The sequence below is a fragment of the Trinickia sp. genome, assembly GCF_051953955.1.
Taxonomy (GTDB): domain Bacteria; phylum Pseudomonadota; class Gammaproteobacteria; order Burkholderiales; family Burkholderiaceae; genus Trinickia.
Genome location: NZ_JBQCIF010000063.1, coordinates 1 through 10624, shown reverse-complemented (window position 1 = coordinate 10624; position 10624 = coordinate 1). Strand labels below are relative to the sequence as shown.

8 protein-coding genes are annotated in these 10624 nt (G+C 63.6%); 3 read left to right on the top strand and 5 right to left on the bottom strand.

The window, feature by feature from the left end; translation table 11 throughout:
* A partial coding sequence (locus ACTHNZ_RS12295) for a hypothetical protein (protein ID WP_440542772.1) occupies positions 1-717 on the top strand: 717 nt, incomplete at its 5' end.
* Between the two features lie 45 nt (positions 718-762).
* On the opposite strand, the gene ACTHNZ_RS12290 is transcribed toward ACTHNZ_RS12295, so the two are convergent.
* The 5 genes from ACTHNZ_RS12290 to ACTHNZ_RS12270 all read right to left on the bottom strand — a co-directional run bounded on the left by ACTHNZ_RS12290 (position 763) and on the right by ACTHNZ_RS12270 (position 8920).
* Positions 763-2208, bottom strand: coding sequence for an efflux transporter outer membrane subunit (locus ACTHNZ_RS12290; protein ID WP_440542771.1), 1446 nt, complete (start codon positions 2206-2208; stop codon positions 763-765).
* A complete protein-coding gene (locus ACTHNZ_RS12285; RefSeq protein WP_440542770.1) occupies positions 2208-3428 on the bottom strand; it encodes an efflux RND transporter periplasmic adaptor subunit in 1221 nt (406 codons plus the stop codon). Before ACTHNZ_RS12285 ends, ACTHNZ_RS12290 begins: the two co-directional genes overlap by 1 nt.
* 33 nt (positions 3429-3461) lie before the next feature.
* Positions 3462-6674 (bottom strand): efflux RND transporter permease subunit, encoded by a 3213-nt coding sequence (locus tag ACTHNZ_RS12280; protein WP_440542769.1) that lies wholly within the window; start codon positions 6672-6674, stop codon positions 3462-3464.
* Between the two features lie 201 nt (positions 6675-6875).
* The gene (locus tag ACTHNZ_RS12275) at positions 6876-7952 is read right to left on the bottom strand and encodes a threonine aldolase family protein (RefSeq protein ID WP_440542768.1); all 1077 of its coding nucleotides are present in this window, start codon (positions 7950-7952) and stop codon (positions 6876-6878) included.
* A gap of 158 nt (positions 7953-8110) precedes the next feature.
* Entirely contained in the window at positions 8111-8920 is an 810-nt protein-coding gene (locus ACTHNZ_RS12270) for an AraC family transcriptional regulator (protein WP_440542767.1), read from the bottom strand.
* A gap of 304 nt (positions 8921-9224) precedes the next feature.
* Between ACTHNZ_RS12270 and ACTHNZ_RS12265 the strand changes: the two genes are divergently transcribed.
* Together ACTHNZ_RS12265 and ACTHNZ_RS12260 are read left to right on the top strand one after the other, a co-directional pair.
* Positions 9225-9908, top strand: a complete 684-nt coding sequence (locus ACTHNZ_RS12265) for an HAD-IA family hydrolase (protein ID WP_440542766.1) — start codon at positions 9225-9227, stop codon at positions 9906-9908.
* A 22-nt stretch (positions 9909-9930) separates the two neighbouring features.
* Positions 9931-10077, top strand: a complete 147-nt coding sequence (locus tag ACTHNZ_RS12260) for a hypothetical protein (RefSeq protein ID WP_440542765.1) — start codon at positions 9931-9933, stop codon at positions 10075-10077.
* Positions 10078-10624 lie beyond the last annotated feature (547 nt).

The following is a 10624-nucleotide window of genomic DNA, read 5'->3' as shown; positions in this document are numbered from 1 at the left end:
GGCGGAAATCGGCTGACGGTCGGCAAAGGCAACCCGCTGCAATGCCTCAATTCCATCGTCAACCCCATCAACGTCGCGTTCTTCTATAACACGACGCAAGCGGCGCAGGATGTGCCGATCGATCTGACCGGCTCCAACCAGTTTTATACTCAATTGAAAGTCCCGCAAACGACGGGCAACGCAGGCTCCGCCGCACTGTTGACGTTTTCCGGGCCCGGTAGCCTGGCGCCGAACGTCGGCGGCTCGACGAGCCTCACGGCCACGCTCGACCCTGGCGCCGGCGGCGGCGCACAAGCGGAAGGCTGGTTGGGTAGCCAGGCCATGCCGACCAATACGTCGGGCCTGAATAACCAAAATCTGCCGGCAAACGGCGAATCCTATCCGTTCAACAAATACTCGCGCTTCTATTTCGTGCCGAGTGCTCAGCGTTATATCCTCAACGTATCATCGGGCATCAACGCATTCTACTTCGCGGTATTCAACTCATCCGGCCAAGTGTCCGTTTATGTACTGAACGCCCCCGACCCGACCTATAAGCCGATCGTCCAGCAATTCCCGGGTGACACATACGCCGCCAACAATACCGTCGTCCAAGCGAGCACGGCGAGCTCGATATCGATCCCGCTCTTCGGCGCCAACCAGCAGTGGGTCGTAATGAATGCCGACAGTGTCAACGATTCGACGAATGCGAGCATATCGCTGACACCGCTTGGTTGATTGCGTTTGCTGTTGCATTGCCGGGTGAAGCATTCGGCGGCCGGGTCACCGCGTGTCGGTCCACCCGCCGCCGAGCGCCTTCACGAGCGCGACTGAAAGCGCCATCTGCTGACCGTGAATCTGCACCTCCGTGCGCTGGCTCGTCAGCAGCGACTGCTGCGCATCGATGACGTTCAGATAAGCCACGAGACCACCCGAGTAGCGATCGTTCGCGAGCGACAACAGCCGCTGCGCATCGACCACCGCCGCATGTGCCTGCTTCGATGCGGCATCGAGGACGGAAAGACCGGTCACCCCATCTTGTACCTGTTGAAAGGCGCCGAGCACGGCCTGACGATAGTTCGCTTCTGCCTGCACGTACCCGGCGTTCGCATACTTCAGATTGGCCTTGCGCCGCCCGCCGTCGAACACCGCCTGGCTGAGTTGGGCGCCGAGCGTCCACATCAAGCTCGGCGCCGTCAGTAGACTCGCGAACGACGTCGATTCCCAGCCGATCCCCGGAGTCAGGACGAGGCTCGGAAAGAACGCGGCCTTCGCCACGCCGATTTGCGCATTGGCCGCCGCCATGGCGCGCTCGGCCGACGCGATGTCGGGGCGCCGTTGCAGCAAGTCGCTCGGCACGCCGATCGCAATGGTCGGAGGCCGCATCTGCGCGACCTTCGGCGCGATCGCGAACTGCGGCGCCGGCACCCCGACGAGCGCCGCAATCGCGTGCTCGTACTGCGCACGTTGCTTGACGAGCAGCGTCGCCTGGACCTGCGTGGCATCGCGTTGGGCCTGCTGCTGATATAAGTCCAAACCCGACACCGAACCCAAGTCATGCTCGGCTTTCACGTAATCGAGTGCCTTCGCCTGCAGACGCACCGATTGATCGAGCACGTCGATTTCGGCGTCGAGTTCTCGCAATGCGTAGTAGTCGGTGGCGAGGTCCGTCGTCAACACGAGCCGGGCGTTGGCCAAATCATCGGCCGCCTGCTGCGCCGAGGCGCCGGCCCCCTCGACTTCCCGCCGGATGCGCCCGAATAGATCGAGGTCATAGGTGATCGTCGGCTCGAGCACCAGTTCGTTTTGCACCGTCGATTGAGTCGGCGTCGAATAACTCGTCAACGGCCGATTCTTCGAAATCTTCAGGCGGTCGGCCTGAGCCCCGAGATCGAGCTCGGGAAAGCGCTGTGCGCCCGTGGACGCGAGCGTCGCCCTAGCCTGCTCGTAATGCGCGCTCGCCGCGGCCAGCGTCTGGTTTTGCTCGAGCGCCTGCCGCTCGAGCGTATCGAGTTGTGCCTCACCGAAGGCGCTCCACCAATCGAGTGCGAGCGGCGCATGCGAGGGCGCTGCGAGGCGCCAATACGAATCGGTGCGCCAAGCTTGCGGCGCCTCGACGGCGGGCCGCTCGTAATCGGGACCGACGGTGCAGGCGCCCAGCAGCACGGCCGCGGCGGCAGCCGCCAGCGTAGCCGCGGGCCGTAGCGAAACGAAGCAACGCCGTCGCATCAGGACAGCCCCTTGTCGGCACTGCGCTGCATGACTTGTACGTGATCGCCGTCGGCGATCGAGTCGCTCGGATTCACGATGATCTTGTCGTCCGCTGAAATCCCGCTGTCGATTTCGAGCACTTGGCCGAGGTCCTGCGCGATCGACACCGCATGCAGATGTACGACGCCGTCCTTATCGACGACGGCAAGCTGCGGCCCTTCCGCCCGGAACAGCAACGTATTGCCGGGCACGAGTAAATGCGAGCGCAACGTGTTCGGCACGGCCACCTGCACATACGCGCCCGGCCTGAGCTTGTTGTTCGGGTTCGGCAACGTGACTTCGATCTGCAGCGAGCGGGTGGGTACGTCGATCGCACCCGACTCGTGCGTGATGGTGCCGCGGAACGATTGTCCCGGCAGTTCCGCTTGCGTCACGGCAACGGGCATCCCAACCTTGACGTTTTCCGAATAGGCTTGCGGCAATTGCACGTACACGCGCAACGGATTCGCCTGCGCGAGTGCGAACAGTGCGCGGCTCGTGCCGCTGCCGGCGTCGATGAGATCGCCGATGTCGACGTTGCGCTGCGTGATGATGCCGTCGAATGGTGCGACGATGCGCTTGAACGACTCCAGTTGCTGCAGCCGTTTCACGTTGGCGTCGGCCGCGGCCAGATTGGCAACGTCCTGGTTGTACGTGCCTTGGCGGTCATCGAGTTCCTGCTGCGAAACCGCATCGCGCTGGCGCAACTGCGACCAACGCGCGAGCGTGGTCTTCGCGAGTGCGAGGCTCGCGCTCGCCTGCGCCCGCTGCGCGATCGCCTGCGCGAGCTCCTGATCGATCTCGGGCGTATCGAGATCGGCCAGCAATTGGCCACGCTTCACGTGCGTGCCGATATCCGCGTACCAGTGCAGCAGATAGCCCGTCGCGCGCGCGTAGATCGGCGATTCGACGAATCCGCGCAACGTGCCCGGCAGCACCATGTCGCCGCCGCTGCTCGTCGTTTTCGGCATGACGACGTTCACGTACTGCTTCGCATTGCGCTCGGTGGCCCGCTCGACGGCGTGCCGATTGACGACGTTTGCGACGACCGTTCGCAGCGCACCGATCGCGAGCAGGACCAGCGCGACGACGAGCGCGATCTTCGCGCGCCGCCAGACGCGCTCGCGCGGCGGCAGCATCGGACCCTCCCCGTCGTCGCGGGGAGCCATGGCCAAGGAGGCGTGGGATTCTTCCGTCATTTCAATCAACCGGACAAAAAAGGGGCGGCACGTTCATTCGGCATCGGCTTGCGCCGCATCATCATCACGCACGCGCGCGTGGCGCGCATGCCGTCTCGCCAACCGGCCATGGATGCCCCCGAATAAAAGCGGCACGAACAGCAGCGTCGAAACGGTCGCGAACAGCAGCCCGCCGATCACCGCGCGGCCCAGGGGCGCATTCTGCTCCGCGCCTTCGCCAAGGCCGAGCGCCATCGGCACCATGCCGATGATCATCGCGCAAGCCGTCATCAGCACCGGGCGAATCCGGCTTGCGCCGGCTTCGAGCGCGGCCGTGAGCGGCGGCGCGCCCGCGGCGAGCCGCTGGCGTGCGAACGACACCACCAGAATGCTGTTCGCGGTGGCTACGCCCATCGTCATGATGGCGCCCGTCAACGCCGGCACGGACATGTGCGTGCCAGTCAGGAACAACATCCAGACGATGCCGGCCAACGCGGCCGGCAATGCGCTGACGATGATGAGCGGATCGAGCCACGACTGGAAGTTGACGACGATCAGCAGATAGACGAGCACGATCGCCATGGCCACGCCGACACCCAGCCCGAGGTAGGAACGCCGCATCGTCTCGACTTGGCCGCGGACGGTGATCTGGCTGCCGCGCGGCAGCGTCGCGCGCGTTTGCGTCACGAGCTTGTCGATCTGCTTGGCGACGCTGCCGAGATCGCGTCCCTCGACGCTCACGAGCAGATCGACGACGGGCCGAATGTTGTAATGCGTCACCGAGGCGAATTGATTCGCGGGCTGCACGCGCACGAGATTGCCGAGCAATTGAGGCGTCCCCGACCGGGCACTCGCGCCGCCGGGGGCGGGGGCGGCGACGGGCGTGCGCAGCAGCGAATCGACCGACGTCACGTCGTATTGCGGCGAGCGCACCGAAACCTGGTACTCGACACCGTTGCGCGGATTGAACCAGAAACCGGGCGAGGTTTCGGTGCTGCCCGACAGCGAAATCAGCACGTTCTGCGCGACGTCGTTGGCGGAGAGATTGAGCTGCTGCAGCCGCGTGCGATCCATTTCCAGGTGAATCGTGGGCTCGTTGAATTTTTGCTGAATGTGCGTATCGACGGTGCCGGCAATGAGGCGCACTTGTTTCATCAGCTTGCTCGCGACCTGGAAATTCGCCGTTTGATCGGCGCCCGCGATTTGCACGTCGATCGCCGCCGGCAATCCGAAGTTCAAGATCTGCGTGACGATGTCCGCCGGTTGAAAGTAGAACTCGACGCCCGGAAAGCGCTGCGGCAGCAACGCGCGCAGTTCGTCGACGTACGTCTGTGTCGGCGCATGGCCTTCGTTCAGCGAAATTTGGATCTCGCCGTCGAGCGTGCCGATCGTTCCCGAGTTGCTGTACGAGAGATTGATGCCGCTGTACGGAAGCCCCAGGTTGTCGAGAATCGTCCCGAGGTCGCCCGCCGGCACCACGGTGCGGATCGCCTTTTCGACGTCGTCGGCCAGCCGTGCCGTTTCCTCGATCCGTGTCCCGGTCGGTGCGCGCATGTGTAGGCGGATGTCGCCCGCATCGACGCTTGGGAAGAAATCGGCGCCGAGGAAGAACGCGAGCCCGAGCGACGCCAGGCAAAATCCGAGGAACGATGCGGCGAACGCCCGCCGGCGCACGAGTAGCGTGCTGAGCAATACGATGTAGGCCGCACGCATGCGCTCGAAGGCCGCTTCGAAGCGATGATGGAGCCGCATGAACGGATTGGGCTTCGCTCCATTGCTCGGCTGATGCGCGTGGCCCATCAGCAACATCGCCATGGTCGGCACGAGCGTTCGCGAAAGGATGTACGAAGCCAGCATGGCGAACACGACGGCCTCTGCGAGCGGCACGAACAAATAGCGCGCCACGCCCGTTAGGAAAAACATCGGCACGAACACGATACAAATGCAAAGCGTCGAAACGAATGCGGGCACCGCGATCTCGCCCGCACCTTCGAGAATCGCGTCGTGCAGATTCGTCCCGAGATGCAGGTGACGCTCGATGTTTTCGATCGTGACCGTGGCATCGTCGACGAGAATCCCGACCGCGAGGGCGAGCCCGCCGAGCGTCATGATGTTGATCGTCTGCCCCAATGCGTGCAGCGCGAGCAGCGACGAAAGAATCGACAGCGGAATCGAGATCGCGATGATGCAGGTGCTGCGCCAATTGCCCAAGAAGAGCAGGATCATCGCCGCCGTCAACGCGGCGGCAATGACGGCTTCGCGCACGACGCCCGTGATCGACGCTTTGACGAACACCGATTGGTCGAACAGCGCATGGATTTGGATGTCGCGCGGCAGCGTCGTTTCCACGGTGGGCAGCAGCCGATGGATCGCGTCGACGACGGAGAGCGTGGACGCATTGCCCGCCTTCAGGATCGAGAGCAGCACACCGCGCCGGCCATCCTGCCGCACGACATTCGTCTGCGGCGCGTAGCCGTCGCGCACGTGGGCCACTTCGCGCAGGTAGGTCGTCGCACCGCCCACCGTCCGCACCGGTATGTCGTTGAGCCCGGCGATGGTCGTGGGCGAGCCGTTCATGTCGACCGTGTACTCGCGCGGGCCGATCTTCGCCGTGCCCGTGGGAAGAATCAGGTTCTGCGCGCTGAGCGCATTGACGACGTCGATAGGCGTGAGCCCCTTGGCGAGAAGCGCACGCGTGTCGATATCGATGGAGACCAGCCGGGATTTTCCCCCATAGGGATAAGGCACCTGCGCACCGGGAATCGTGACGATCTGCGGGCGCAGAAAATTGAGCGCCGTATCGTTCAGATCCTGCTCGGACATCGTCGCACTCGACAAGCCGAGCTGGATCACGGGAATCGACGAAGCCGAATAGCTGATCACGAGCGGCGGAGTCGCACCGCGCGGCATTTGCCGCAGTTGCGCCTGCTCGACGGCCACCGTTTGCGCGATCGCCGTTTGAATGCTCGCGTTAGGCTGCAAAAACAGCTTGATGACGGCAATGCCGGGCAGCGACTGCGACTCGATGTGCTCGATGTCGTTGACGGTGGTGGTGAGGCTGCGCTCGTTCACCGACGTGATGCGATTGGCGATTTCCTGCGCCGAAAGGCCCGTGTAATTCCAAATGATGCTGACGACCGGAATATCGATGTTCGGCAGGACGTCGATCGGCGTGCTCATCAAGGAAAACGGGGTCGCCAGCAAGATGAGGATGGCCATCACGATGAACGTGTAAGGCCGCTTGAGGGCAACGTTGACGATCCACATGCGAATGCGCGCCGGAAATGCGGTGAGAAAGGGGGAATGTAGTCGAGTTGGAGGAGAAAGTTAATTGGTTCGCCCGGCAATTCGGGCCGGTCACGCAAGAAATGATTACCGATTGTTACGATTGCGCGTCTATTCGGGGAATTCCTAGGAACGCCGGGCCGGGCGAGGCCCGGCGCCGTCATCATCGTCTCGTCGTCGTCATCAGAGCGACGATTCGCTCGCGATCTGCCGCGCCCGTTCGAGCAACTGGTCGACGTCCTCGGGCGTCGTCGCGAACGACGTCACGAGGCGAACGATGCCCGGGCCCCAGCGATCGTGATACAGCCCGAAGCCCTCGGCCAGCAACGCCTCGATCAATGCGCGCGGAAACCGGCAAAAGATGATGTTTGCCTGCGGCTCGCCTTGCACCTCGATGCACGAGATCCGCTTCAGGCCCTGCGCGAGCCGCTCGGTCATCGCGTTGGCATGTCGCGCGTTGCGCAGCCAGAGATCGTCCTCGAGATAGGCTTCGATCTGCGCCGAGAGAAATCGCATCTTCGAGAACAAATGTCCGGCTCGCTTGCGCCGGAAGGCCAACTCGCGCGCCAGCGTCTTATCGAACGAAACGATCGCCTCGGCCGCCGGCACGCCGTTCTTCGTCGCGCCGAACGACAAGACGTCCACCCCCGCCTTCCATGTCATCTCGGCCGGAGAGCACCGAAGCGCCACGAGTGCATTGGCAAAGCGCGAGCCGTCCATGTGCAGCCGCAAGCCCGATGAGCGGCAGGCCTCGCCGATCGCGCCGATTTCGTCTTGCGAATACAAGCTGCCGACTTCCGTGGCTTGCGTGATGGTGACGCACGAGGGCTGCACCGAATGCACGTCGCCCACTTTGGTGCACGCTGCGACACGCAGCGCATCGACGTCGATCTTCGCCGCGGGCCCGTCCACGGTAACGAGCTTCGCACCGCCCGTGAAAAACTCCGGCGCGCCGCATTCGTCGTTGTTGACGTGGCTGTCGCGATGACAGAGCACGCTGCCCCAGGGCGGCGTCAGCGCAGCCAGCGACAACGCATTGGCAGCCGTGCCCGTGGGCACGAGCAAAACGCTGACGTCTCGCTCGAATAGTTCGCTGAACGTGCGCTCCACGGCAGCCGTCGCCTCGTCCGCGCCGTAGGGCCGCGCGTGCCCGAAGCTGCACGCGGCCAGTGCTTCGATGATTTCGGGCGACGCGCCGGCGATGTTGTCGCTCCAAAACGCCGGCCTCGTTGCCGGAGAGGGTTGATTACGAGTCGTCATCGATTCCGTTGGCTCCTTTATCGAACAGGGGCATGCACCCCAACCGTGGCGGAATCGTACCGACGCTCGGCCGGCCCGGATTGTAAAAAATTGACGAGCGGGCGCTTACCGGATGTCGACCCGACCGGGCGCGTCGACGGCGGCCCATCGCAATGGCTTCAATACGCCGATGGCGACACGCCGAAAGCCTGCCGAAACGCCCGGTTGAAATGGCTTTGATCGTAGAAGCCCACGCCTTGCGCGACGTCGGCAATGCTCTGCGCGCCGCGCGACAGCAGCGCGCAGGCGTGCTCGAGCCGCAGCCGCAGCAACCACGCGTGCGGCGTCATCCCGACCGTCTGCTTGAACTGCCTAAGGAATTGAAAGCGCCCGAGATCGCAGAGCGCCGCGAGCGCATCGAGCGTGATTTTTTCGCTCAAATGCGCGGAGCAATAATCCCGCACGCGCTGCCATTGCCGAGGCGAAAGCGCGCCGCCAGGCGGCTGCGCCGTGATGGCATGCGAGCGCGTGAGCAATGCGTTCATCAAACGCAGCCACTCGGATTGCGCGGCCAACGTCTCACGCTGCTCCGTCGCTTGCATGACGTCGAACAACCGCACGAGCCGGGTAGCGAGCACCGGGTCTTCCAACGTCGCGGCGGTCGGTTCCGGTTCGCGCACCGAGCCGGTCAGGTCCTCGGCGATGCCGTTCAGCAGTTCGCGGGAAAGGCGAAACGTCCTGAGCATGTAGCCGTGCTCGCCGACACCCGTGCCATCGTGGATTTCCCCGGGCGGCATCAGCGACACCGTGCCGGGCCCGGCCAGCACCGTCTTGCCGCCATACCCCAGCCGTTGCACACCCTCGGTGACGAGGCCGATGTGGTAATCGAGGTGAAAATGGCGATCGAAGCTGAACGTCGAAAACCGCGCGGCACCGAGCACGAGGCCAGGCATGTCGGCAAGGTGTCGGTAATGAACGCGATCGGACATGGGCAAGGAAAGCGAAGCGCGGTGAGGCGCGTTAAGGCGCGATCGAAGCGATCTAGGAGCGGCGCGGCGAAGGGCGTCAGTATAACGCCACCGGCGGACGGGACTGCTACGTAGCGGACCTCGCACGGACGCGATCGTCCTCGCCATGTCCGCCGTCGAGCGGCCATGCCCGGAACTCGGCAGCACGATCGCCGCCGGCATTCAGCCGAACTAAACACTGACGTAACCGGCTTTTAACCGCCGCGAACCCTCGCGCACGTAGAATCGACCCATCCCAGCCCCTTGTATGCGGAGGTTCGCAGCGATGTCGGACGTTTCCTCGCCCTCTTGCACCGCTTATCCCTCTTCCTACCCCAAAGCCGTTCTTTTCGACCTGCTTACAGCGCTGCTCGATTCGTGGACACTTTGGAATCGCACGGCCGGCTCCGAGGCGCTGGGCCGCGCGTGGCGCGCCGCCTATTTGCGTTTGACCTACGGCTGCGGCGACTACGTGGCCTACGAAACGCTCGTCAAACGCGCGGCCGAGCAAGTGGGGCTGCCTGCGTCGACGGGCGATGCGCTCGAAGCGGCCTGGCTCGAACTCGCGCCGTGGCATGGCGCCGCGGCGGCGTTGGATGCATTGCGCCCGCACTGCAAGCTCGCGGTAGTGACGAACTGCTCGGAGCGACTCGGCCGGCTCGCGGCATCGATCCTGCCCGTTCGCTGGGATGCCGTCGTCACCGCGGAGCAAGCCGGCGCGTACAAACCCGATCCGCGCCCCTACGCGTTGGCGTTGGACCAACTCGGCGTGAGTGCCGACGATGCATGTTTCGTCGCGGGATCGAGTTATGACCTGTTCGGCACCGCTCAGTGCGGCCTGCGGACGTACTGGCATAACCGCATCGGCCTTCAGCGGGCCACGGGCGCGCCCGCTCCCGACCTCGAATCGCCGACGCTCGATGCGCTAGCCGATTGGGCGGGCCGCTTCCGCACGGCCATGCGCGCGTGATCGGGCGATCCCCGCGCGAGAGTTGGTTCGCCTTTCGCTTTGGCTCGATCGCGCCGTCGAAGGGGGAGGCATCACCGTGGTCACGTTCGACGCACTGCTCGGGACGATCGCGCGGTATGTGGAGCGGATGCTTGGGGCGTCTCAGGATGGCTATAAGCCGTTGAAGTAATTCAGTTTTCTGCGAATCGACTGTCTACTGGCGTATCGCCAAATCTCGCTAGATCTCCGGTTTGGTGACGGTATTTCTGACGGTATACCGTCATTTTCTGTGGTTTGTATACCGTCACGCCTCCAGAAACAGCATTCCTTGCGAGCCCTGTCGAGCAGTCTCCCGGAACCATTCGGGATCCAATGCATCGGGTAATCCGGCCGGGAGCGGCGGCCTTAACTTCTACAGTAGTCGTACGCTTGCTCCCGAGACAATAGCTTCCGAACGACGGTGCCATCGAATCATGCGAGAGAAGAAAGCTGAAGGTCGATTCGCACACGGCCAGATTAGCCGCACCCTCCGTCTATTGCGCCCGCAGGCGTGCCCCGGCTCACGTCAAACGAAGCCCCTGCTCATCCCCAACATTTAAGGTAACGTACTAGGCGCCTTTCGACTCACAGTGCCACGGCACCCGAACGATATTCAATCGCGAGCGCCCAAGCGCTCACCGAATGTTCCCGTTTGACCGAAAGATTCCAAATCGGAGTGCGGACATCGCGAACATGAC

What these genes read in the sequence shown, in the direction of transcription:
- ACTHNZ_RS12290 (WP_440542771.1), bottom strand. Translation starts at nt 2,208, where the DNA reads ATGCGACGGCGTTGCTTCGTTTCGCTACGGCCCGCGGCTACGCTGGCG.
- ACTHNZ_RS12275 (WP_440542768.1), bottom strand. Translation starts at nt 7,952, where the DNA reads ATGACGACTCGTAATCAACCCTCTCCGGCAACGAGGCCGGCGTTTTGG.
- ACTHNZ_RS12285 (WP_440542770.1), bottom strand. Translation starts at nt 3,428, where the DNA reads ATGACGGAAGAATCCCACGCCTCCTTGGCCATGGCTCCCCGCGACGAC.
- ACTHNZ_RS12270 (WP_440542767.1), bottom strand. Translation starts at nt 8,920, where the DNA reads ATGTCCGATCGCGTTCATTACCGACACCTTGCCGACATGCCTGGCCTC.
- ACTHNZ_RS12265 (WP_440542766.1), top strand. Translation starts at nt 9,225, where the DNA reads ATGTCGGACGTTTCCTCGCCCTCTTGCACCGCTTATCCCTCTTCCTAC.
- ACTHNZ_RS12280 (WP_440542769.1), bottom strand. Translation starts at nt 6,674, where the DNA reads ATGTGGATCGTCAACGTTGCCCTCAAGCGGCCTTACACGTTCATCGTG.